This is a genomic window from Stenotrophomonas sp. 71799_Sma, assembly GCF_056482505.1.
Genome location: NZ_CM151202.1, coordinates 2,447,397 through 2,468,369 on the forward strand (window position 1 = coordinate 2,447,397; position 20,973 = coordinate 2,468,369).

The 20,973-nt window shown below is 66.2% G+C and carries 25 protein-coding genes; 9 read left to right on the forward strand and 16 right to left on the reverse strand.

The window, feature by feature from the left end:
* Nucleotides 1-56 precede the first annotated feature (56 nt).
* Together ACZK4Z_RS11295 and ACZK4Z_RS11300 are read left to right on the forward strand one after the other, a co-directional pair.
* Nucleotides 57-413 (forward strand): hypothetical protein, encoded by a 357-nt coding sequence (locus tag ACZK4Z_RS11295; RefSeq protein WP_430370070.1) that lies wholly within the window; start codon nt 57-59, stop codon nt 411-413.
* On the forward strand, nt 414-884 hold the full coding sequence (locus ACZK4Z_RS11300) for a hypothetical protein (protein WP_430370072.1): 471 nt from the start codon (nt 414-416) through the stop codon (nt 882-884).
* A 97-nt stretch (nt 885-981) separates the two neighbouring features.
* Here the strand turns inward: ACZK4Z_RS11300 and ACZK4Z_RS11305 are convergent, their stop codons facing one another.
* From ACZK4Z_RS11305 to ACZK4Z_RS11350, 10 genes are all read right to left on the reverse strand, one after another.
* On the reverse strand, nt 982-1,608 hold the full coding sequence (locus tag ACZK4Z_RS11305; RefSeq protein ID WP_430370074.1) for a nucleotidyltransferase family protein: 627 nt from the start codon (nt 1,606-1,608) through the stop codon (nt 982-984).
* Nucleotides 1,584-2,645, reverse strand: coding sequence for an XdhC family protein (locus ACZK4Z_RS11310; RefSeq protein WP_430370076.1), 1,062 nt, complete (start codon nt 2,643-2,645; stop codon nt 1,584-1,586). The genes ACZK4Z_RS11305 and ACZK4Z_RS11310 overlap by 25 nt, the downstream gene beginning before the upstream one ends.
* Nucleotides 2,646-2,654: 9 nt before the next feature.
* Nucleotides 2,655-4,859 carry an aldehyde oxidoreductase molybdenum-binding subunit PaoC gene (gene paoC / locus ACZK4Z_RS11315; RefSeq protein ID WP_430370174.1) on the reverse strand — a complete coding sequence of 735 codons (2,205 nt, stop codon included), beginning with the start codon at nt 4,857-4,859 and terminating at the stop codon, nt 2,655-2,657.
* Nucleotides 4,859-5,809: an FAD binding domain-containing protein gene (locus ACZK4Z_RS11320; RefSeq protein WP_021202434.1), complete on the reverse strand. Its 951-nt coding sequence runs from the start codon at nt 5,807-5,809 to the stop codon at nt 4,859-4,861. The genes paoC and ACZK4Z_RS11320 overlap by 1 nt, the downstream gene beginning before the upstream one ends.
* On the reverse strand, nt 5,806-6,453 hold the full coding sequence (gene paoA, locus ACZK4Z_RS11325; protein ID WP_019336581.1) for an aldehyde dehydrogenase iron-sulfur subunit PaoA: 648 nt from the start codon (nt 6,451-6,453) through the stop codon (nt 5,806-5,808). Before paoA ends, ACZK4Z_RS11320 begins: the two co-directional genes overlap by 4 nt.
* Before the next feature lie 268 nt (nt 6,454-6,721).
* Nucleotides 6,722-7,453, reverse strand: a complete 732-nt coding sequence (locus ACZK4Z_RS11330) for a hypothetical protein (protein ID WP_332329728.1) — start codon at nt 7,451-7,453, stop codon at nt 6,722-6,724.
* Between the two features lie 128 nt (nt 7,454-7,581).
* The gene (locus ACZK4Z_RS11335; RefSeq protein ID WP_012480266.1) at nt 7,582-8,097 is read right to left on the reverse strand and encodes an OsmC family protein; all 516 of its coding nucleotides are present in this window, start codon (nt 8,095-8,097) and stop codon (nt 7,582-7,584) included.
* Between the two features lie 47 nt (nt 8,098-8,144).
* On the reverse strand, nt 8,145-8,912 hold the full coding sequence (locus tag ACZK4Z_RS11340) for an SDR family oxidoreductase (protein WP_012480267.1): 768 nt from the start codon (nt 8,910-8,912) through the stop codon (nt 8,145-8,147).
* 126 nt (nt 8,913-9,038) lie between these two features.
* Entirely contained in the window at nt 9,039-10,070 is a 1,032-nt protein-coding gene (locus ACZK4Z_RS11345; protein WP_111118019.1) for a LysR family transcriptional regulator, read from the reverse strand.
* On the reverse strand, nt 10,067-10,375 hold the full coding sequence (locus tag ACZK4Z_RS11350; RefSeq protein WP_049455242.1) for a sigma factor-like helix-turn-helix DNA-binding protein: 309 nt from the start codon (nt 10,373-10,375) through the stop codon (nt 10,067-10,069). The genes ACZK4Z_RS11345 and ACZK4Z_RS11350 overlap by 4 nt, the downstream gene beginning before the upstream one ends.
* A gap of 89 nt (nt 10,376-10,464) precedes the next feature.
* On the opposite strand from ACZK4Z_RS11350, the gene ACZK4Z_RS11355 reads away from it, so the two are divergent.
* From ACZK4Z_RS11355 to ACZK4Z_RS11365, 3 genes are all read left to right on the forward strand, one after another.
* Complete coding sequence (locus ACZK4Z_RS11355) at nt 10,465-10,944, forward strand: carboxymuconolactone decarboxylase family protein (protein ID WP_053443027.1); 480 nt, start codon at nt 10,465-10,467, stop codon at nt 10,942-10,944.
* A 55-nt stretch (nt 10,945-10,999) separates the two neighbouring features.
* Nucleotides 11,000-11,404 carry a cupin domain-containing protein gene (locus tag ACZK4Z_RS11360; protein ID WP_125436986.1) on the forward strand — a complete coding sequence of 135 codons (405 nt, stop codon included), beginning with the start codon at nt 11,000-11,002 and terminating at the stop codon, nt 11,402-11,404.
* Between the two features lie 75 nt (nt 11,405-11,479).
* Complete coding sequence (locus tag ACZK4Z_RS11365; RefSeq protein WP_430370083.1) at nt 11,480-12,361, forward strand: RNA polymerase sigma-70 factor; 882 nt, start codon at nt 11,480-11,482, stop codon at nt 12,359-12,361.
* Nucleotides 12,362-12,475: 114 nt separating this feature from the next.
* Here ACZK4Z_RS11365 and ACZK4Z_RS11370 read toward each other — a convergent pair whose 3' ends face one another.
* Nucleotides 12,476-13,396, reverse strand: a complete 921-nt coding sequence (locus ACZK4Z_RS11370) for an MBL fold metallo-hydrolase (RefSeq protein ID WP_043395773.1) — start codon at nt 13,394-13,396, stop codon at nt 12,476-12,478.
* Between the two features lie 482 nt (nt 13,397-13,878).
* Between ACZK4Z_RS11370 and ACZK4Z_RS11375 the strand changes: the two genes are divergently transcribed.
* The gene (locus tag ACZK4Z_RS11375) at nt 13,879-14,832 is read left to right on the forward strand and encodes an alpha/beta fold hydrolase (protein ID WP_012480274.1); all 954 of its coding nucleotides are present in this window, start codon (nt 13,879-13,881) and stop codon (nt 14,830-14,832) included.
* A gap of 594 nt (nt 14,833-15,426) precedes the next feature.
* Here ACZK4Z_RS11375 and ACZK4Z_RS11380 read toward each other — a convergent pair.
* The 3 genes from ACZK4Z_RS11380 to ACZK4Z_RS11390 all read right to left on the reverse strand — a co-directional run bounded on the left by ACZK4Z_RS11380 (nt 15,427) and on the right by ACZK4Z_RS11390 (nt 16,531).
* The gene (locus ACZK4Z_RS11380) at nt 15,427-15,726 is read right to left on the reverse strand and encodes a hypothetical protein (protein ID WP_049455236.1); all 300 of its coding nucleotides are present in this window, start codon (nt 15,724-15,726) and stop codon (nt 15,427-15,429) included.
* 263 nt (nt 15,727-15,989) lie between these two features.
* Nucleotides 15,990-16,259 (reverse strand): hypothetical protein, encoded by a 270-nt coding sequence (locus ACZK4Z_RS11385; RefSeq protein ID WP_100051410.1) that lies wholly within the window; start codon nt 16,257-16,259, stop codon nt 15,990-15,992.
* Between the two features lie 56 nt (nt 16,260-16,315).
* Nucleotides 16,316-16,531, reverse strand: a complete 216-nt coding sequence (locus ACZK4Z_RS11390) for a hypothetical protein (protein ID WP_049455235.1) — start codon at nt 16,529-16,531, stop codon at nt 16,316-16,318.
* A gap of 153 nt (nt 16,532-16,684) precedes the next feature.
* On the opposite strand from ACZK4Z_RS11390, the gene ACZK4Z_RS11395 reads away from it, so the two are divergent.
* Nucleotides 16,685-16,966, forward strand: coding sequence for a hypothetical protein (locus ACZK4Z_RS11395; RefSeq protein ID WP_010485730.1), 282 nt, complete (start codon nt 16,685-16,687; stop codon nt 16,964-16,966).
* On the opposite strand, the gene ACZK4Z_RS11400 is transcribed toward ACZK4Z_RS11395, so the two are convergent.
* Together ACZK4Z_RS11400 and ACZK4Z_RS11405 are read right to left on the reverse strand one after the other, a co-directional pair.
* Nucleotides 16,963-17,283: a hypothetical protein gene (locus ACZK4Z_RS11400; protein WP_019336574.1), complete on the reverse strand. Its 321-nt coding sequence runs from the start codon at nt 17,281-17,283 to the stop codon at nt 16,963-16,965. The genes ACZK4Z_RS11395 and ACZK4Z_RS11400 overlap by 4 nt on opposite strands.
* A 79-nt stretch (nt 17,284-17,362) precedes the next feature.
* Nucleotides 17,363-20,014, reverse strand: a complete 2,652-nt coding sequence (locus ACZK4Z_RS11405; RefSeq protein ID WP_171954301.1) for an excinuclease ABC subunit UvrA — start codon at nt 20,012-20,014, stop codon at nt 17,363-17,365.
* A gap of 271 nt (nt 20,015-20,285) precedes the next feature.
* Here ACZK4Z_RS11405 and ACZK4Z_RS11410 point away from each other — a divergent pair, with 271 nt between their 5' ends.
* Nucleotides 20,286-20,540 (forward strand): hypothetical protein, encoded by a 255-nt coding sequence (locus tag ACZK4Z_RS11410; RefSeq protein WP_099560609.1) that lies wholly within the window; start codon nt 20,286-20,288, stop codon nt 20,538-20,540.
* Nucleotides 20,537-20,959, forward strand: a complete 423-nt coding sequence (locus tag ACZK4Z_RS11415; RefSeq protein WP_019336571.1) for a low affinity iron permease family protein — start codon at nt 20,537-20,539, stop codon at nt 20,957-20,959. The genes ACZK4Z_RS11410 and ACZK4Z_RS11415 overlap by 4 nt, the downstream gene beginning before the upstream one ends.
* Nucleotides 20,960-20,973 lie beyond the last annotated feature (14 nt).

Genomic DNA, 20,973 nt, shown 5'->3' on the forward strand with positions numbered 1-20,973 from the left:
CACCGTCCGCCACCTTTATCGGTGGCGGCTTCTGCATGCACGCAAGGAGCCCTGCCATGACCAAGCCCCACTCCCCTGCCCCGCATCCGATCCACGACGCGTCTGCGAACAGCCCCGCGCTGGATCCGAACACCCTCATTGCCCTGCTGCACAGCATCGGCGCCGGCGCCGCCTCCGATGGCCAGCCCTGGCCTGAGCGCCATCAGATGCCGGGCCGGCGCATTGCCTTGGCGGATACCGATTGCTCGCTGGCCGGCCTTCGCGTGGTCCTGGAGATTCTGCTGGCCGCGGAGCGCGCCCGCGAGAACGGCGAGTTGGAGCAATACGTCGGCCCGCGGGTGATGGAGGGCCTAATCATGGCCGGACTCGGCCTCACCGCACACGCACGCACGCGGCTGCATCCGGAGGGCTGAGTGGCGTGGTGCCGCTGGGCCGCCACGGTGCTTTGCCTCGCAGCGGTGGTTGCGGCACAGATTCAGTGGCCGGTGCCGCCGGTGCCTGAGCAGCTCGCGTTCCAGAGCATCCCCGATGAACGGTTTTCACTGCTCCGCCGACAGGCAAGGCAGTTTGTGGAAGCGCGGCCACGGCAGGGCTTTGAGTTCGTCGAACAGCGTCAAGACGCCGCTTTGCAGATCTACTGCAGGGGCGTTCCGGTGCTGTGGGTGGAGAGGCGCTCGCACTATCTGCTCCTGCAGGTTTCACTGGACGCCCGGCATCGGGCGCCCGACGTTGTGCAGTTGCGGGCGCTCCTCCAATGGCAGTTGGAGCCGTTGGATTACCTGGAGCAGGTACTGGCTGGCGTGCCGGAGCCTGTTCTGTTGGATCGGGTGCTGCAGAGGCTTGCTGGTGATGTGCCTGATGGGGCGCGATGTGGCGTGCCGTAGTCGAGCACGGCTTCCCTCTACAGGGCAGCGAGGCTCCGGGCTCCAGCCCTGCCGCTCGTCACCTACGCGACAGGCATTGGTCCAGTGATCATGCGAGTCACCTCCCGGCATCGATCCAGCCCGCATCGCGCGCACGCGCAAGATCTTCTGGCGTATCGATATCCAGGCCCAGTTCTGGTGCCTGTAGGACATGCACCGTATCGACAGGAAGTTGCCTCAAGCGCGCTCCGAAGCCGCGGTCACCGCTTGCACCCACCTGATTGAACCAGGCGCGCGGCACTACTGCAGGAATGCCAAGCGCGTCTCCATGACGGGTACCCGCGCACCCTGACGCCGAGGCTCGGGCACCGGAAAGCAGCGCCTGCAGATGGGAGCGCTCGATTGCGGGCTGGTCGCATGCCACGACCATCACCGCGGTCACCGTGGGCAGCAGCTGTGCGCCGGCAACCTGCAGACTGCTCGCCAGGCCGCGCTCCCAGTGGTGGTTGGTTACCGGAGTGGCATCCAGCCCGGCAATGCTGGATGTCACGGCCTGTGCGTTTGCGCCCACCACGACCAGCACCTGCGCTGGCGCGAGCTCGCGCGCCAACCGCACCACGCGATGTACCAGGGTCTCGCCCTGCCGGGTCAGAAGCTGCTTGGGCTGGCCAAGTCGGGTGCTCCCGCCGGCAGCCAGCACGACGACCGCATGCGCGTCAGTCACGTGCCGTGCGCGCTTCGCCATTGCTGCAGCTGCGCGGCGATGCTGAGCGAAATCGCCTCTGGCCCTCGCCCGCCGATGTTCAGGCCGACCGGTGATCGAAGTCTCGGGGAAAGGCGGTGGCGCTGATCCGGTGTCAGCAGCTTGAACAGGTCCTCGCGCCTTCGCCGCGGACCCAGCAGTCCAATGAACGCGACGTTGGTATCAGCCAGGGCCACCAGCGCCTCCCGGTCCAGTTCGAAATCGTGATGCATCACCAGTGCCGCGTCGCACGGGTCGCCATGAAGGGCCTCGGCCGGGCTGGTCTGAAGATGCGCATCCGCGCACTGCCCGGCTGAGGCCCAGCGCGCTCGCCGTTCGGCCACGCTGACCCGCCACCCCAGTCCCCGCAGCAGCGGAACCAGCAAGGGCGTTTCGGGACCGCCCCCCAACACCAGGGCCCGCGGAAGACGGGGCAACGGCAACCGCCATGCGCCCTCGCCAAAGGATTGCGCCCCCTCCATCGGATGCAGCTGCCATGCCTGCTCGCGATGGCCGGCGCGGAAGACGACCTGGCCCGACGTACGAAGGTCGCGCTGGAGTGACACGCCCTCGCGCAGCCAGACCTCGATGACGTCGTCGATGCCGGCCATGGCACGCAATGGCAGGAGCGCAATCCGCAGCCGGCCGCGGCACCCGAGCGCGGACCCACTCAACAGATCGTCGTCACTGCGGGTGTCGATCTCGATCCAGTCGACCCGCCCTGCCGCGCTCACCTGCTCCGCGCGTCGCGCGAGCTCCGGCTCCAGGCATCCGCCGCTGAGCCAGCCGACCTGGCTGCCGTTGCAGAACAGCACCATGTCGCCGGCACCGGCGTAAGTGGAGCCATCGGTTTCCAGCACCAGCGCGAGCACGGCGTGCTCCCCCGCGCGCATGCGCGTCAAGGCCGTATCGAGTACGCCGCGCGGGCTGCCTTCGGTGAGGAAGCTCAGCGGTGCGGACAGGTCCTCGGCAAGATCGCCGGGCTCCCCTCCGCCTGCAGCGGAGGCCTCCAGAGTGGTCGAGGCTGCGGGACGGTCCATGCGCAAGGGTCAGCCCACGTCGGGCAAGCCGGGCAACAGCTTGTCCAGGGTAATGGGATAGTTGCGCACGCGCACGCCGGTTGCGTTGTAGATCGCATTGGCGATCGCGGCGCCGACCCCGCAGATGCCCAGTTCACCCACACCCTTGGCCTTCATCGGCGAGATCACCGGATCCAGCGTGTCGAGGAAGACCACCTCCTGGTACGGAATGTCGGCGTGTACGGGAACCTCGTAGCCGGCCAGGTCGTGGTTGATGAACAGGCCAAGCCGTTTGTCGACCACCAGCTCCTCCATCAGGGTCGCGCCCGCACCCATCACCATCCCGCCGATGACCTGGCTGCGTGCAGACAGCGGATTGAGGATCCGGCCGCCATCGCATACGGCAAGCATGCGGCGAATGCGCGTCTCTCCCGTGTAGGCATGCACGGCGACCTCGCAGAAATGCCCTGCATAGGTGCCGACGTCGTAGCCTTGCTTGAAGTCGCCGAAGGCAATGCCGTCCTCCGCCGACAGTGTGCCCGCCTCCGTCAGCTTGATGGTCCGCCCACCCGCCTGGATGCGGCCATTGGCGAAGTCTGCGGTGTCGCCGTCGAAGCCCAGTTTCTCGCCCACCTTGCGGCGCAGGCTGACGCACGCCGCGTACACGCCCGCGGTCGAGCTTGCCGCGCCCCACTGGCCGCCGGAACCGGCGGAGGCGGGATGACGGGAGTCACCGAGGGTCACCTGGACCCGGTCCAGCGGCACGCCCATGGTCTCGGCTGCCGTCTGCGCGATGATCGTGTAGGAGCCGGTGCCGATGTCGGTCATGTCGGTCTCCACAATCACCCCGCCCTGGCCGTCAAGCCGGACCCGCGCCGCCGACTTCATCGTCGGTGCGCCGCGATAGCCCGCAGACACGCCCATGCCGATCAGCCAGTCCCCTTCCCTGACCTGCGCCGGCCTGGGGTTGCGCTTGTTCCAGTTGAAGCGCTCCGCGCCTTCGCGCAGGCAGCGCACCAGGTTGCGGTCGGAGAACTTCTTGGACGGATCGCCGGGTACGACCTCGGGCTCGTTGAGGATGCGGAACGCGATCGGGTCGAGACCCAGCTTCTCGGCCATTTCGTCCATCGCCACTTCCAGCGCCATGTGGCCCGGTGCTTCGCCCGGTGCGCGCATCGCATTGCCTTCGGGCATGTCGAGCGTGGCGATGTAGTTGGCCACCAGGCGGTTGGCGCCCGCATAGAGCTTGGGCGTCTGCAGGGTGCCGTTTTCGCCGTCCTCGCCGTTGATGTTGCCCGACCAGTTCTCATGGGCGATGGCGGAGATCCGGCCATCCTTTCCGCAGCCGATCCGCACGCGCTGGAGGGTGGCGTGCCGGTGCGTGGTGTTGTTTGGCATCAACGGGCGTTGCAGCGCGATCTTCACCGGCCGCCCGATTTGCTTGGCCGCCAACGCGGCCAGCACCGCGTCGGCACGGATGAACAGCTTGCCGCCGAAGCCGCCGCCGATATAGGGCGAGTCCACGCGCACCTTGGCAGGATCGATGCCGAGGATCGCCGCCATGCCCTGCCTGGCCCAGTCGATCATCTGGTTCGCCGTCCACAACGTGAGCGTGTCACCCTCCCAGGCGGCGATGGTGGCGTGCGGCTCCATCATCGAATGACTTTCGTCGGAGGTGTGGTAAGTCTCGTCGAGCTTGACCGCGGCGCTCGCGTAGGCGGTGTCGAAATCGCCCAACGCCTGCCGGTCGGGCTTGCCGTCACGCCCCTTTGCCAGCGGCGCGGACGGTGCCAGGGCCGGGAAATCGAAGCGGCCCTTGCCGCGCTCGTAGCGGGTACGGATCAACGCCGCGGCGGCGCGGGCCTGCTCGAAGGTCTCTGCCACCACGCAGGCGATGGCCTGATGGTAGTGGGCCACTTCGGGTCCGCCGAACAGCGGCGCATTGTTCCAGTTCGATGTGCCGACCGGCTTGGTTTCCGGTGCGGTGATGACCGCCAGTACGCCGGGCGCGGCACGCGCGCGGGAGGCATCCATCGAAATGATGCGCCCTTTGCCGATGCCCGCGCCGACGATGTAGCCGTAGGCCTGGTTCGGCGCCACGTCATGGCGCTCGTAGGCATAGGGGGCGGTGCCGGTGGTCTTGCGTGGACCGTCGATGCGCGGCGTCGACTTGCCGACGACCTTGGCCTTGTCGAACAGGTTGTCGCCGGCGGGGGCGTTGAATTCAAGGGGCATCAGCGCTCTCCTTCCACCAGCACCGCTGCGAGGGTGCGCTCTGCGAGCGCGATCTTGAACGCGTTCTCCGGCGTCGGACGGGCACCGGCGAACACCTGCCGGGTCGCGGCCTTCACGCCGTCGCGCAGCAGGGGTTCGGCTGCCTCGACGCGCCACGGCTTCGGCGCGACCCCACCGAAGGCGAACCGCGCCGAGCCGTCACGCTGCACGACCGCGGCGACCGACACCAGTGCGAACGCATAGGACGCGCGGTCCCGTACCTTGTGGTACACGTGCCGACCGCCCAGGGGTTCCGGCAGCGTGACGTGGGTGATCAGCTCACCGCGCTGCAGCACGTTGTCCTGCTGCGGCCTGTCGCCGGGCGAACGATGGAAATCGGCAATCGGGATGCTGCGCGTACTGCCGTCCCCCCTGACGGTCTGGATCGAGGCGTCCAGCACCCGCAGGGCCACCGCCATGTCGCCCGGATAGGTCGCGATGCAGCTGTCCGAGGTGCCGATCACGCCCATCTGCCGGGAGAACCCCTCGAGTGCGCCGCAGCCGGATCCGGGCAGGCGCTTGTTGCAGGGCAGATTGGGGTCGTAGAAATACGGACAGCGCGTGCGCTGCAGCAGGTTGCCGCCGGTGGTGGCTTTGTTGCGCAACTGCCCGGAGGCGCCTGCCACGATCGCGCGGGTCAGCACCGCGTAGTCGCGGCGCACGCGCTCATGCGAGGCCAGCGCGGTATTGGTGACCAGCGTGCCGATGCGCAGGCCGCCCTCGTCGGTGGGTTCGATCCTGTCCAGGCCGATGTCCTGCACATCGACCAGGTGCGCTGGCGTCTCGACCTCCAGCTTCATCAGGTCGAGCAGGTTGGTCCCTCCGGCCAGGAACTTCGCGCCCTCGGTACCGGCGACGGCCCTGGCGGCCTCGGCCGGGGATTTCGCGCGTTCGTAACTGAAGGCCCTCATGAGCGCCTCCCTGCAGAGGTCACGCCAGCGACCTCTGCCATCGCCTCGGCAATATTGGAATAGGCGCCGCAGCGGCAGAGGTTGCCGCTCATGCGTTCGCGCATTTCCATGTTGGTGGCCTGGGGCCGTGCGCTGACGTCCGCCTGTACATGGCTGGGCACACCCCGCTTGATCTCGTCCAGGACCGCCACCGCCGAACAGATCTGCCCCGGCGTGCAATACCCGCACTGGTAGCCATCATGCTTGATGAAAGCGGCCTGCATCGGATGCAGGTCATCGGGAGTTCCGAGGCCTTCGATGGTGGTGATGGCATCGCCCTGGTGCTGCACCGCCAGGCTGAGGCAGGCATTGATGCGCTCACCGTTGACCAGCACGGTACAGGCACCGCATTGACCGTGGTCGCAGCCCTTTTTCGTTCCGGTCAGCTTCAGATGTTCGCGCAGGGCATCGAGCAGCGTGGTCCGGGTGTCGAGTTCAAGCTCCCGCCGCTCGCCGTTCACGGTCAACGCCACCGTGCTGATGACCGGCGGCCTGGGCGGCGGGGGCGCCGCCAGTTCGGCGGCGAGCGAGGAGGCCCCCGGTGCGGCGGACATCGCCACGGTCGTGACGCCGCCGGCGATCACCTGGCGGCGCGTCAACTTCATTCCTTCATCACAACTTGGCACAGTGACCTCCTGGCGTTCGGGGAACCCCCGTGGCTGGATGGACGCGCTCACACTACCGAAGGGCTACTATGCCCCTCTGCGGAGTACAGACCTGTGAAGTCGGCGAAATGTACGAACATGATGCAGCACGCCCGAAGAAATCGGCTGCATCCAGCCGCAGCGCGGCACTCTTGAGCCATGCGTATGCCTCACTGGATGACTCACAGTCCTGTTTGTCCCTCAGCATGAGGAACATGATGGCCCGACGCTACAAAGGCGTTGGCTGGGAGGGCTCGGGTTCGTGGATGGAGCCCTCCAACAAGGCAACGTAGGTATCAAGCCTGGTGCGAAGGCCGATCAGCATCCAGCCCAGCAGGTACAGCAGCACCATGGCGAAGATCAGTAGTGCACCCAGCGGGCCAACATCGAAAGCGCCCGCCCAGTCGCCCCATTTCCATCCGCGGAACTGCAGGTAGAGGGCAATCAACAGCGGGAATGGTCCCAGCCGCTGCAGGCCGCCATACATCATGCCCATGCGCTCAATCATGTTTGTGCGCAAGGTGCTGACGAACTTGAGTCGCCGCTCGCGCTGGACGCGCGGGAATCCGCGAAGCTCGGTCACCACCGCTTGCCAGTGAGCGAAGTCTTCATCCATCTCCCGGGCGTGCGAGAGCCGCGGCTGGCTGAACTGGCGAATGCCCCTGCGGGCGGCCAGTACGCCACCGACAATGAACCCTCCGATTTCGATTGCCAGGCAGGCAACAACCACCTGGAGCACTACGCCAAGAGGCAGCCATCGATCCGGAAGCTGACCCATGAGAATGCCGATGATCGCCGCACCCACGCCGATGCGAAACGCCCACGTCTCCACCCTGCCCGCCTTGGGGTAGATGCTGTGCTCAACCAGTCCCTGCACCCGCTGGTAGAGCCAGTGGAATGTCAGTTCCTGCGAATCGGTCTTTGCCGGCGGATCGAATCCGCCCCCTGCCTGCATGTCCATTGCATCCCCTGCCCCACCGGCCAGGTTGCCGGCGCCACCATCGTAGCCGAGCGGGGTTGTGGCGGAATACGGCCTAGCCGTGTAATCGTCAGGGCCAGGACCTTCCCGGAGTCGAGCATGGCTCGATTCTACAGAGGCGGAGCCTGCGGGCCGACCCGAACATGCACCACATGGCTGACGCCGCGATGGAACATCTTGGCGTATGGGCAGACGCGTTCGGTGTTGCGAACGAGTTCGCAGGCCAGGTTCTCATCCATGCCGGGAAGATGTACCACGATCTCGGCCGACAGCAGGTACAGCCCATCTGCCGGATCACGGGCGAAGGTGACCGCCACTTCGATGCTGGGGTTGTGCAGCAGCAGGCCGGCACGCGCGGCCACCAGCACCATGGCACCGTGGAAGCAGCCAGCGTAGCTTGCGGCCAGCAGCTGCTCGGGATTGGCGCCGCCGCCAGGCCCGCCGAGTTCCGGCGGCAGGCGCAGGTCCACCGCCAGTGCACCGTCGTCCGACCGCACGACGCCGGACGCCCGCCCGTGCTGGGCCTGGCCACCGCTCACCCGCACGCGGCCGGTGTACAGCGGCTTCACGTCGTCGCCCTGGTAACGGTCCAGCATGGCGGGCGAAGGAGGCTTCAGCTCGGTCATTGCGCGGCTCCATCAAGCGCAGCTGCGGCAGGCGATCGATTCGCCGCTCAGGCAGGCTGCCGCTGCAACAGGCCGGACTGCTGCAGCCAGGCGTCGAAATCGACCTGCCCCAGCCACGCGTGTCCGACCGGCACCAGCGTGTCGATCTGCAGCGGCGCGCCGAAGTACAGCGCCTGGGCATCCGCAACGACCTGCCGGGAATCACCCGTCAGTTGCAGATACTGCCTGGCCAGATCCGCCATCGCGCTACGCTGCGGCCCGGCGATTTCCAGCACGCCATTGGCCGGCGGCTGCTGCGCGATGCGTGCCACCGCTTCGGCAACATCCTCGGCGGCAATCGGCTGCACGTCGGCGGCCGGCAGCCGCAGGGTCTCCCCATCGCCGGCGGACTGGATGATTCCCGGCAGGAACTCGAAGAACTGCGTGGAATGGATGATGGTGTACGGCAGGCCCGAGTCGCGGATCAGGCGCTCCTGGGCGATCTTGCCGCGGAAATAGCCACTGGCTGCCAGCATGTCGGTGCCTACGACGGAAAGCGCAACGTGGTGATGTACGCCGGCACGGATAGCGGCCGCAAGTATGTTGTGGCCAGCGGTCACGAAGAACGAAAGCACTGCCGCATCTTCGAACGAGGGCGAGTTGGCAAGGTCCACCACCACGTCGACGCCGTCCATGGCGGCATCCAGACCTTCACCGGTCAGCACATCCACCCCGGTGGAGGGTGCTGCCACCACGATCTCATGCCCGGCTACGCGCAGGCGTTCCACCACCTTGCTGCCGATGCGGCCGGTACCACCGATGACGAGGAACTTCATTGCGTATCTCCTGGAATGTAGAAGGGCTACCGGATGTGGCCGGGCGCAGGCATCGTAGGTAGCGCGGGCGCGAGGCAGTAGGTCCATGGCGGGCCGCGCACTGTTGCCCGGCACGCACCAATACGCTCAGGCCCAGGCAGGCTGTGCGCCTGGGTTCAGAGGCGTGGCCTGCTGGCGCGCTTCCCAGTGCGAGATCACATCCAGCTCGAGCGCGCGCACCCGCTGCGTGCTGAAGTCGATGAAGGCCCGCACGCGCTTGGGCAGCTGGCGGCGGCTGAGGTAGCACAGGTAGTGGCCGCGATCGAGCGGCGCATGCCGATCCAGGCAGGTCACCACCCTGCCCGCCCACAGCGCTTCACGCACCTGATAGCTGGGCAGTTGGGCGATGCCGAGCCCGTCGATGACGGCCTGCAGGGCCAGGTCGGCATCGTTGAACACCATTGCGGAAGGCGGCTGCAGGTGCACTTCGGCACCGTCGACACGGAATTCCCAGGGCTGCATGCGTCCGCCCGGCAGGCGCCGCCCGATGCAGGCATGCGTGGGCAGCGCGTCCACCGACGCGGGTAGGCCGTGCACCTGCACGTACGCCGGTGATGCACATACGACCAGCTGCATCGGCACCAGCTGCTTGGCGATCACCTGGCTGTCTTCCAGCAGGCCGTCGCGAAACGCCACGTCGATGCGGTCACCGGCCAGGTCGGGGGCCTGCTCGTCCAGCAGCAGTTCCACGGATACCTGCGGGTACTCGGCGCGGAATGCGGCCAGCAAGGGGGCGATCACCCGCCGGCCGAAGCCGTGGCTGGCACTGATGCGCAGGTGCCCGCGCGGCGGGCCCTCGCGCAGGTCGCGCATTTCCTCCAGCGCCTGCAGGATGCAGGTCACGCCCGGGTTGCAGCCCTCCAGGAACAGCTCGCCTTCCCGGGTGAGCGTGGTCGAGCGCGTGGTGCGCAGGAACAACCGCACGCCCAGCTGGCTTTCCAGCTTCTGCACGCTGCGGCTGACGGCCGAGCGGCCGATGCCGAGGCGGTCGGCCGCGCGCGCGAAACTGCCCTCGGACGCCACTGCAATGAAGGCCAGCACACCGGCGTAGCTGGTGGAGAAGGACGCATTGAGCGCATCGTGGCCGTCACTGGCCGCGCGGGGCGTTGCGGCATTCATGGGTGGCCTGGCTCCAGGCGGGCACGTTGTGCGTGCAGGTGGCTCCGCGCCAGCGCCAACCGTTGCCTGCACGTGGAAGGGTCGAGCCCCAGCAGGGGCACGATGTCCTCGAATCCGGCGCCCAGCACGTCGTGCAACAGCAGGATCGCGCGTGCGTCGGGCGGCAGTTCGCGCAATGCGGCGAGGAAGGCCTGCCAGACCTGTTCGCTGGCAGGGCGCGATGCGGTGCGCAGGTGCGATGAGGTGTCCATGCCCGGCAGACGGCCGAGCATCGGCCGCTGTGACAGGACATTGGTGTTTTTCATGCAACAGCGTGCGGCCCGGCCCCCGCCTACCGGCGTTGCGAATGCAGGCCTAGCCTCGCTGTGCCCTTCACACGCTACAGGAACACACCATGACCGCACGCCTGGATTACGCCGCGCAATCCCCCGAACTGTTCAAGAAGCTCGGCCTGTACTCGCATGCCGCCCACACCGCCTCGATCGAAGGGGCCATCATTGATCTGGTCAACATCCGTGCATCGCAGCTCAACGGCTGTGGCTTCTGCCTGGACATGCACGTGAAGGAGGCCACCCTGCGTGGTGAGCGCCCGCTGCGCCTGCATCACCTGGCGGCATGGCGTGAATCAACGCTGTTCAGCCCGCGCGAGCGCGCCTGCCTGGCCTGGACCGAAGTACTGACCCAGCTGCCGGCGCAGGGGGTGCCCGACGAGCTGTACGCGCGCGTGCGCGGCCCGCTGTCCGATCAGGAAATTGTCGACCTCACCCACGCGGTGATGGCGATCAACGCCTGGAACCGCGCCAACGTTGCCTTCCGTACCACGCCCGGCACCCTGGATACGGCCTTTGGCCTGGACAAGGCCGGCCTGGCCTGATCCTTCCGCCGCTGCCCCATGCTGCGGCCCTCCTCTACCGCTTTGGAGACCTGCCATGCGTCGTTCTGTTCTGGTCCTGTTTGCGCTGCTGCCACTGTGCGGCGCTGCCGCCACCCCGCCCTCTCCTGCGCCCCAGCCCTTGGTGCGCGAGGTGATGACCCGCGCCCTGCCGGAGCAGCCCGGCAAGGAGGCGCTGATCCTTACCGTGGAGTACCCGCCGGGTGGCGCCGATCCTGTCCACCGCCACGATGCCCATGGCTTCGTCTATGTCCTGGAAGGACGGATCGTGATGGGTGTGGCCGGCGGCAAGGAAGTCACCCTTGGCCCGGGCGAGGCCTTCCATGAGGGCCCGGCCGATCTGCACACCGTAGGCCGCAACGCCAGCGCCACCGAGCCGGCGAAGTTCGTGGTGTTCCTGATCAAGGACATCGGCAAGCCGGCGGTGCTGCCGCCGCACTGATCGCACGTCCGGCGCTGGCACCAACGACAGGTTCCCGGGTGTCACAATCCGGGGACCTGTCCCGTCTACGCTGGCATGGACGAATCCACTGCGCTGTTCTCACGCCTCCGCCCACGCCTGTTCGGCGTGGCCTACCGCATGCTTGGGTCTTCGCACGAAGCCGAAGACGTGGTGCAGGATGTCTGGCTGCGCTGGCATGGCGCCGACCAGTCACAGATCGAGAATCCGGAAGCCTGGCTGGTGGCGGCCACCACCCGTCGCGCCATTGATGGCCTGCGCCTGGCCCGGCATGCGCGCGAACACTATGTGGGCATGTGGTTGCCCGAGCCGCTGCTGACCGATGACGCCGCCACGCCCGAGTACGTGCTGGAAACCGCCAGCGATCTGTCGGTCGCCTTCCTCAGTGTGCTGGAACGGTTGGCCCCGGATGCGCGTGCGGCTTTCCTGCTGCACGATGTGTTCGATCAGGATTATGCGGTGGTCGCGCGCACACTGGACAAGACGGAAGCCGCTTGCCGGCAGATCGTGCATCGCGCACGCCAGCAGCTCAGGCAGGAGCGCCCGCGCTACAACGTCCCGCAGGACGTGCACCAGAAACTGCTGCGCCGCTTCGCCGAGGCTGCATCCAGTGGAGATTTCCGCACGATGAAGGCGTTGATGGCCGAATCGGCCGAGCTGGTGGGTGACGGCGGCGGTATCGTCACCAGCTTTCCCGGGCCGATGCTCGGCGGCACACGCATTGCCCAGCTGCTGTATGCCCCGCACCTGCGGCGCAGCGCGCAATTGCGGATGGTACCGGCCATGCTCAACGGACGGTTGGGACTGCTGCGCTATTTCGATGGCGTGCTGGAGGCGGCGATGGCCTTCGAGACCGATGGCGAACGGATCACGCAGATCCTGGTGCAGCGCAACCCGCACAAGCTGCAGCGGTTGGCTCGCCCTACCGCCATCCAGTAGTTTCACGCCAGGTGTGGATGGCGTCCGTTGTCGGCCTCGTCCTTGCGGGATTCGAGCGGGGCGCCGATGCGCCCCGTCGAAAACCCCTGCTTGCGCTGTATCCGCAGGATCCGATCAGAAGTCCCAGAACACCGGCACCCAGCGGAACGTCTCGCCCTCCAGCGACACCCGGCCCACTGACGGGAACGGAAGATGCGTGGCCACCAGCATTTCGCCGGTGCCGGCCAGTTCCTTCAGCAGAGCGATGCGTACGCGTGCGGATTCCTCCGGGTCGTGCTCAAAACCGTTGTGCCAGTTCGGTTGGTCGAAGCCGACCGCGAACACGGCGTCACCGGCAAAGGTCAGGGCCTGCCCCGCGGACGCTACGCGCACTACGCAGTGGCCCGGGGTATGCCCACCGGTACGGCGGGCCGTTACGCCCGGCGCGATCTGCTGTTCGTTCTGGAAGGTATGCACATAGCTGCTGTACTCGGCCCAGAAGTGCTTGGCCGTGGCGCGTAGCGCATCGGGGAAACCCTGCGGCATGTTGGTGCGGCTGAAGTCCGGCGACTTCCAGAACTCCACCTCCGCTGCGGCCACGTGGATCTTCAGGTCCGGGCGCAGCTGTTCCTTCACACCTTCAACCAGCAGCCCGCCGACGTGGTCCATGTGCATGTGGGTGATCACCACATCGGTGATTTCGCCCAGGTTGATACCGGCAGCACCAAGGCGACGGATCAGCTGGCCGGCGCGCGGCAGCTGCAGGTCCGGGTCCATGCCCAGGCCGGCATCGATGAGAATGGTGCGATCCCCGCTGTGCACCACCATCACGTTCAATGCCCAGTCGAAGGCATCCTGCGGCAGGTACATCTCTTCGAACCATTCGGCACGGGCGGCCGCCGGTACGTTGTGGCCGAGCATCTGGGTGGGCAACGGCAGGACGCCATCGCTGATCACCAGCACTTCGACGTCGCCCACTTTCAGGGCGTAGCGCGAGGGCACCAGTTCATCGAGGGCGGGGGCAATGGGCGCGGCGGTGTTTTCCATACTGAACATGAGGGATCTCCACGAAGAGCCATTTGGCGGGCAGCAATGCAAGGCTGGCGCGAACGAATCCGGGCGCTTGCCCATGGCGCAGGCAGTGACATTGCCAGGGCACGGTTGCCTGGCAGGCCAGCGCTGCGGAGTTCATGGGAAGACGGGCCACTGCGCGGGCAATGGGCCCGGAACACGGCAGGTGCCGTGTGGGATCAGCCTAGGCAGTACGCCGCAGGTGCGGTAGCGCCGTGAAGGGGTACGTCATGTTGCGTTCCGGGAAGCAATGCGGAACCGGCTGCAATGCCACCATTGCAAGCACCTCTGGCTCGTTCGGTAGCGCGCAGGCCCAGGTCGGGCAGCTTCGGATGATCATCCAGTCGACCCCACTGTGGATCCGTGCACTCAGGACGATCTATCAAGAAATTCGGACTTGTCATATCCCTGGCGCCTGATCGCGGGCGCAAAGTACGTCTCACCACCCACCCATGAGAGTTCCCCGCATGAACACCTTCACCCGTGCCCTGGCCGTTGCCGCCCTCGCTCTCTCGGTCCAGGCCGGCCTGTCCGCGCAGGCCGCCGAACCGGCCACGCCGGCGGCAGTCACCAGCATCGCGCGCACCGCCAGCTACATCACCACCGCCGATGGCGTGCAGCTGTACTACAAGGACTGGGGCCCGAAGGACGGCCCGGTCGTGACCTTCAGCCACGGCTGGCCGTTGAACTCGGACAGCTGGGAATCCCAGATGATCTTCCTGGCCGATCATGGCTACCGTGTCATCGCGCATGACCGTCGTGGCCACGGTCGCTCCAGCCAGCCGTGGGACGGCAACGATATGGATCATTACGCCGATGACCTGGCCACGGTGATCAATACGCTGGACCTGCACGATGTCACCCTGGTGGGCTTCTCCACCGGTGGCGGCGAAGTGGCGCGCTACATTGGCCGGCATGGCACGGGGCGGGTGAAGAAGGCCGTGCTGATCAGCTCGGTACCGCCGTTCATGCTGAAGACCGCCGACAACCCGAACGGCCTGCCGATTGAAGTGTTCGATGGCATCCGCAAGGCGCAGATGGATAACCGCGCGCAGCTGTACAAGGACATTCCGTCGGGCCCGTTCTACGGCTTCAACCGTCCGGGCGCGAAGGTCTCGCAGGGGCTGATCGATGCGTGGTGGGCGCAGGGCATGCAGGGCGGCCACAAGAACACCTACGATTCGATCGCTGCGTTCTCCGCCACCGATTTCCGCGCGGACCTGAAGAAGTTTGATGTGCCCACCCTGGTCATCCACGGCGACGACGACCAGATCGTGCCGATCGATATCTCAGGCCGCCAATCGGCAAGGCTCATCAAGGGCGCCAGGCTGATTGTCTACCCGGGTGCGCCGCACGGCCTGACCGACACCCACAAGGACAAGGTCAACCAGGATCTGCTGGCGTTCCTGCAGGAAAAGTGAGTGACCGGGGCTCTGTTGTGATGGCAGAGCCCTTCCTTCCCAGAAGCAGGGCTGGCACCGGAGAAGCGCCGGGTGCCGCGTCAGTGCACGATTGCGGGCGTAGGATTTCAGGCCAACGATGGAGCGTGTTCCGCACTTTGATGAAGGGTTAACCTCCAACGGAGGACACTGCGCCCTCACGGCTCTTCTCCGGCGCAGAATCCTTTGCTCCCGTGTCCAGCCCAAGACGACACGGCCATGCACCCTCCCAATGCCTTCCGGATCCATGCGATCCAGCCCCTTCTTGCGCGCAATGGCGCCATCGTTCGCCTCGATCAGTTGCGATCCACCTGCAAGAGCTGCGGCTTGCGCTCATCAATGACTCAGGACGAGGGCATCAAGACGAGTCCATCGGGTACGACGCTCACGTGCCCAGCGTGCGGTGCCACGGGGCTGATGGACGAGGTGGAGATATGGCACCACTGGCTCGAACAGTGCCGGCGTGAGCGGATGCTGGCGCTCTTCGATCCCGCGCCTCACGAACCACTGGGGCCTGGTGTCCCCGAATGAGAGCGGCTGTCATGGACTCTTCGGCCGGCGCCTCAGCGCCGCGCCTCAGCCGTCGCCCGGGTGCCGCCCCGCCAGGCTGCCCATCGTGAAGGCGTAGCCGGCCTCCTCCAGCAGCGCTCTCATGCGCAGCTCCACGCGCCGGGGGGAAAGCAGGCTGTTGGGTGCGTACAGGGCATAGACGTAGCCGGCGCCGTCGATGATCTCGCGGCGCACGGCGCAGTCGTTGGATTCTGCCGCCTCGGACCAGACAGACATCAACCTGGCGGGGCTGATGGACTGCCCGTTGCGAAGGCGAAAGAACAGCCAGCGCACTCCCAGGGAATGGGCTGGATTCAACCTGACCACTGAGAGCCTCCAATGCGCCGGAAGAGATCCCTGAGAACCTCAGGATCCAATCGTGGATGCTCGTCTTTTGAGGATCGCGGAAGGTCGATGCGCGTGGGACCCTTCACCAGTGCAGGCAGATCGGACTGAAGGTCGATCCACCATCCCGCAGGCAGCCGGAGCCCTGTGCCCGTTCTATCGTAGATGCAGATCGGAAAAGTCATCGCATTGCTCCTGAATGACTCGAGCATACGCCTGCGCGATGTCAGGTCCGGATGCGACGCCTAGGGAGATGCCGCATCGGTGCGCTTTGCGCATTCGAATACGTGTGCTTCGTCCTGCTGGACCCTGCGGAACGATTCCAGCCAGCCGAACGCTGCACCACGATTGTGAATCGTATCGCCGAGCCTGCCGGTCAGGCACCGTGCGCACTCCATCCCGCCAGGGCTGGGCGCGTGGCAGCAACGGCATTGCGCCATTGTTGTGATTTTCTCCGGGCGACACTGGTACATGATCTTGGTCATCAGGCTGATCGCCTGGCTTTGTGCGGACATGCACGCTCCCTGTCTGCTGCGGAAGCAGCCGCGCGGCGCGCGGCTCCTCCTGTTCCTCAGCGGCGGGTATCGCCGCCGAGACCGCCCTTCTTTTCATCCGCTGGCTTCGGGCTCTCGCGATCCTTGTTGTCCTGCTGCTGTTGCTGCCCTTGCTTGCCGGGCTCCTTCCCGCCAGGCTCGCTCCCCTCGACCTGCCCCTGCTGTGCAGGCTGTTCTGCTTCAGCGGACGCGTTGGAGCGGTCATTCCTGTTCTGTTCGGGGACGCTGTTCATTTCGATTCTCCGCCGCAGCAAGTCTGCTGCCGATTGACTGTGGGCGTGTCGCCGTTACGGGAACGTACGGGGACGCGTCCCATATGAACAAGGGTCATGAACAGGCCCGCAGCAACAAGCGTGTACAGTGGAGTTTCGAAAAGGGGTAACGCCATGATCCATGGAAGAAGCAAGCACGTTGTCGACGTCGAGCGCGAGCTGGCCCACTGGAAAATCGCGTTCAACCTGGGCGCCCTGCCCGCGATGAGCTTCCGATATGAAGTGGCGCCCGTTATCCGGCTTGCCTGCGATATCTATGTGAGAGATCCGCATGGCACCCGGTCGGCATGGATTGACGATCTGCAGGGCAGGCTTGCGAAGCGATCGAGCCTGCGCGGCCATCCTGGCGCAGCGGAGATTGCCGATCGGTGCTGGTCCCTGCTTGGCTGCGCCTAGGCGCGGCTGGCTGCGTGATTCCGCTCGCGCATCAACTCATCATTCAGTACGTGGACAATGGACATCACCGCGTCGGCAAGTCCACGAGAATCGCTGATGGATCCGTAGAAGTAGATCCTGGCGCCTTCAATGCGAACATCCGCCAGCTGGAGCTGGGACGCCAGGGCCCTGCACTTGATGAGGAACATCTCTGTCCAGCGAGCGCCCGGCGCCAGATCCAGCAGCGCGGTGATGGCCTCGTCGGTGGATGCGTCTACACGCTCATGCAACAACGGGACATCGAAGCCGACGATTCTTGGGAGCATGGAAGCGTTCACCTGACCATCCTCTCGCTGATGGGCGCTGCGAGTACTCCCACAGTACAACAGAATGCGTCCAGCCCCAGATGAGATGGCGTCAGCTGGCCTGCCCCAGCTCGCGCGCAAGGAACGGCGCAGTCCTGCTTCCCTTGGCGCGGGCCACCTGTTGCGGCGTGCCCTTCGCCACGATGGTGCCACCCGCGCCGCCTGCACCTGGCCCGACATCAATCACCCAGTCCGCCTGTGCGACAGAACGCATGTCGTGCTCGATCATCACCACGGTGTTGCCAGCCTCAACCAGCCGTTGCAGCTGCTCCAGCAACCTGTCCGCGTCAGATGCATGAAGGCCGGTGGTGGGCTCATCCAGCACATACAGCGTGCGCCCGCGCTGGCTGCGCTGCAGCTCGGTCGCCAGCTTTATGCGCTGTGCCTCACCGCCTGAAAGCTCGGTGGCCGGCTGGCCCAGCCGCAGGTAGCCCAGACCGATTTCCTGCAGCAACTGCAGCGGGCGGGCAATGGCGTCTTCTTCGGCGAAGAACGCCTGCGCCTGGTCCACCGTCATCTGCAGGACCTCGGCGATGGTGCGACCATTCCACAGCACCTTCAGGGTGGCCTCGTTGTAGCGGGCGCCATGGCAGGTGGGGCACGGCGCATAGACGCTCGGCATGAACAGAAGTTCGACGCTGACGAAGCCCTCGCCTTCGCAGGTTTCGCATCGGCCCTTGGCCACGTTGAACGAAAAGCGGCCCGCGTCGAATCGGCGGCGGCGCGCGTCGGGTGTCGCGGCGAAGAGCTTGCGCACGTGATCGAACAGGCCGGTGTAGGTGGCCAGATTGGATCGTGGCGTGCGGCCGATGGGCTTCTGGTCTACCTGCACCACGCGCTGGATGGCGTCCACGTCGCCGGCCAGCTGGCCCCGCGTGGCTTCGATCACGGTCGGCCCATCCGCGGGCGTGCTGTCGGCGCTGTCGTCCACCGGCTCATGCCCCAGGTGCAGCAGTATCAGCTCGGGCAGCGCTTGTGCCATCAGGCTGGACTTGCCCGATCCGGAAATACCGGTCACTGCGGTCAGAAGCCCCAGCGGCACCTGCGCGTCCACGCCCTGCAGGTTATGGCGATGGATACCCTTCAGCTCCAGCCAGCTGATGACACTGCGCTGCCGGCTGGCGGGCGCAGGCACCTGGTCGAACAGGTACTGCGCCGTGCGCGAATCCTGAACGTCGCGCAAGCCATCGGGCTCGCCACTGTAGAGAACGCGTCCGCCATGCTCCCCTGCCTGCGGGCCCACATCGACCAGCCACTGCGCGCGGCGCATCAGCTCCAGATCATGTTCAACAACGAACACCGAGTTACCGCCGTCGCGCAGCCGTTCCAGTGCGTCGTACAGCGCCTGGCTGTCGGCCGGATGCAGGCCGGCCGAGGGTTCGTCGAGCACGTACAGCACGCCAAACAGCAACGAGCTGAGCTGCGTGGCCAGCCGCAGGCGCTGCAGTTCGCCGGCCGACAGCGTGGGCGTGGCGCGATCAAGTGATAGATAGCCCAGGCCGAGCTCGCGCAGTTGCCGTACACGCGCCATGACCCCGCCCGCCAGACGTTGTGCCGCCAGGCGCTTTTCCTCAGACAAGGCTGAGGTCAGGCGCACGTCGGGTGCGCCTTCGTGGGTCGCGCGGCCACTTGCTGCCCGCTTGGCGCGATCGCGGGGCGTTGCACGCCTGCTGGAACGCGCGCCGTGGCTGTGTGCACTGAAGTCGCCCCGCGCGATGGGCTCGAGCAACGCCGCCAGCTGGTCCAACGGCAGCCGCATGAACTCGCCGATATCCACACCGGCAAAGGTGACCGAAAGCGCCTCCGGTTTCAGGCGCTTTCCGTGGCAGGCCGGGCACAGCTTGCCTTCCATGTAGCGCGACACACGCTTGCGCATCAGGGCGCTCTGGGTGTTGGCAAAGGTGTGCAGCACGTAGCGGCGTGCGCCGGTGTACGTGCCCATGTAGCTGGGCTCCTGCTTGCGCTTGAGTGCGGTACGGGTCTCGGCCGGCGTGAAGCCGGCATAGACCGGCACGGTGGGCGTCTCCTCGGTGAACAGGATCCACTCACGGTCCTTCTTCGGCAGCTTCTTCCACGGCACATCGATGTCGTAGCCCAGCGTGACCAGGATGTCGCGCAGGTTCTGGCCATGCCATGCCGGTGGCCAGGACGCGATGGCGCGCTCGCGGATGCTCAGCGACGGGTCCGGAACCATCAGTGCTTCAGTCACTTCGTAGACATACCCCAGGCCATGGCAGGTGCTGCAGGCGCCCTGTGGGGTGTTGGGCGAGAAGTCTTCGGCGTACAGCATGGGCTGGTGGGCCGGGTAGGCTCCCGCCCGCGAAAACATCATGCGCACCAGGCTGGACAGCGTGGTCACGCTGCCCACCGAGGAGCGCGCATTGCTGGCGCCGCGCTGCTGCTGCAGGGCGACCGCCGGGGGCAGCCCGTCGATGGCATCCACATCGGGCACGCCCGCCTGGTCGATCAGGCGGCGCGCATAGGGTGCGACGGATTCGAAGTAGCGCCGCTGCGCCTCGGCGAAAACCGTGCCGAAGGCCAACGAGGACTTGCCGGATCCCGACACGCCGGAGAACACCACCAGTGCATTGCGCGGAATGGAGACATCGACATTCTTCAGGTTGTGCTCGCGCGCACCACGGACTTCGATGCAGCCGCTGGCTGCGGCAGCACATGACGACTCGCCATAGGGGGTGTTGGACATCTCAGCATTCCTGCAATCGGTGGGCGGCTCGCGCATGGTGCGCCCGGTAGGCCATTCTCGCTGTTGCGGGGTGAATGGCGTGAGGGGGTGCGCAACCACGTGCCGCATCAGAACGCCATGGCCGACGCAGACCGCGCCGCCGCGCTGATTGTTAACGCGCGTTGCCTGAAGGATTGACGCCACGTTGCCCCGCCCTTGATGAGGCCGCTCACAGTGCATTCCTATGCTGGGCCCGCCACCTGCGAGGTGGTGATCAACCTGGAGATGCACCATGCAACGCGACCAGAAAGACCTTCCCCATCCGGACACGGAGGCGCAGCGCCCCGATCCTGTCAGTCCGCTGCAGGCGACGCTGCACAACCGCCGCAATCATGACGAGGCGCTGCAGGAAACCTTCCCCGCCAGTGACCCGATCTCCCCCTTCGTCGCTGCGCCCACGCCGGACGAGCAGGCCAAGCGCCTCGGGAAGCGGGTCAAGCTGCCGGACCGCCACACGGATGAGGAGGCCGCGGGAGGTGACCAGTGATCCGGCGCGGTTTTGCCCGTGTCGCGGCGGCGACGGCGCGATTGTCCGGCAGCCTGGGGGCATTCGTCGCAGCGCTGGGGGTGATCATCACTTGGGCTGCCAGCGGGCCGGCCTTCCACTTCAATGACACGTGGCAGCTGGTGGTGAATACAGGAACCACCATCGTGACCTTCCTGATGGTGTTCCTGATCCAGCATACGCAGAACGCTGATACCGCTGCGCTGCACATCAAGCTGGATGAACTGATCCGGGTGAGCAAGGACGCCAATCAGGAGTTGTTGAACCTGGAGTCGATGGAGCCGGCCCATCTTGAAGAGATACGCCAGCGTTACGAGGCACTGGCGAAGACCGCTGCAGACATCAAGTCCAAGAAGGAGCGCTGCATGCCCTGCGATGCGGATGCAGCCGCCGAAGCCTGAGGTGGATGCCTGCG

Coding starts and splice junctions, on each gene's coding strand:
- ACZK4Z_RS11295 (WP_430370070.1), top strand. CDS start 57: ATGACCAAGCCCCACTCCCCTGCCCCGCATCCGATCCACGACGCGTCT.
- ACZK4Z_RS11305 (WP_430370074.1), bottom strand. CDS start 1,608: ATGGCGAAGCGCGCACGGCACGTGACTGACGCGCATGCGGTCGTCGTG.
- ACZK4Z_RS11310 (WP_430370076.1), bottom strand. CDS start 2,645: ATGGACCGTCCCGCAGCCTCGACCACTCTGGAGGCCTCCGCTGCAGGC.
- paoC (WP_430370174.1), bottom strand. CDS start 4,859: ATGCCCCTTGAATTCAACGCCCCCGCCGGCGACAACCTGTTCGACAAG.
- ACZK4Z_RS11320 (WP_021202434.1), bottom strand. CDS start 5,809: ATGAGGGCCTTCAGTTACGAACGCGCGAAATCCCCGGCCGAGGCCGCC.
- paoA (WP_019336581.1), bottom strand. CDS start 6,453: ATGAAGTTGACGCGCCGCCAGGTGATCGCCGGCGGCGTCACGACCGTG.
- ACZK4Z_RS11330 (WP_332329728.1), bottom strand. CDS start 7,453: ATGGACATGCAGGCAGGGGGCGGATTCGATCCGCCGGCAAAGACCGAT.
- ACZK4Z_RS11335 (WP_012480266.1), bottom strand. CDS start 8,097: ATGACCGAGCTGAAGCCTCCTTCGCCCGCCATGCTGGACCGTTACCAG.
- ACZK4Z_RS11340 (WP_012480267.1), bottom strand. CDS start 8,912: ATGAAGTTCCTCGTCATCGGTGGTACCGGCCGCATCGGCAGCAAGGTG.
- ACZK4Z_RS11345 (WP_111118019.1), bottom strand. CDS start 10,070: ATGAATGCCGCAACGCCCCGCGCGGCCAGTGACGGCCACGATGCGCTC.
- ACZK4Z_RS11350 (WP_049455242.1), bottom strand. CDS start 10,375: ATGAAAAACACCAATGTCCTGTCACAGCGGCCGATGCTCGGCCGTCTG.
- ACZK4Z_RS11355 (WP_053443027.1), top strand. CDS start 10,465: ATGACCGCACGCCTGGATTACGCCGCGCAATCCCCCGAACTGTTCAAG.
- ACZK4Z_RS11360 (WP_125436986.1), top strand. CDS start 11,000: ATGCGTCGTTCTGTTCTGGTCCTGTTTGCGCTGCTGCCACTGTGCGGC.
- ACZK4Z_RS11365 (WP_430370083.1), top strand. CDS start 11,480: ATGGACGAATCCACTGCGCTGTTCTCACGCCTCCGCCCACGCCTGTTC.
- ACZK4Z_RS11370 (WP_043395773.1), bottom strand. CDS start 13,396: ATGTTCAGTATGGAAAACACCGCCGCGCCCATTGCCCCCGCCCTCGAT.
- ACZK4Z_RS11375 (WP_012480274.1), top strand. CDS start 13,879: ATGAACACCTTCACCCGTGCCCTGGCCGTTGCCGCCCTCGCTCTCTCG.
- ACZK4Z_RS11385 (WP_100051410.1), bottom strand. CDS start 16,259: ATGTCCGCACAAAGCCAGGCGATCAGCCTGATGACCAAGATCATGTAC.
- ACZK4Z_RS11390 (WP_049455235.1), bottom strand. CDS start 16,531: ATGAACAGCGTCCCCGAACAGAACAGGAATGACCGCTCCAACGCGTCC.
- ACZK4Z_RS11395 (WP_010485730.1), top strand. CDS start 16,685: ATGATCCATGGAAGAAGCAAGCACGTTGTCGACGTCGAGCGCGAGCTG.
- ACZK4Z_RS11405 (WP_171954301.1), bottom strand. CDS start 20,014: ATGTCCAACACCCCCTATGGCGAGTCGTCATGTGCTGCCGCAGCCAGC.
- ACZK4Z_RS11410 (WP_099560609.1), top strand. CDS start 20,286: ATGCAACGCGACCAGAAAGACCTTCCCCATCCGGACACGGAGGCGCAG.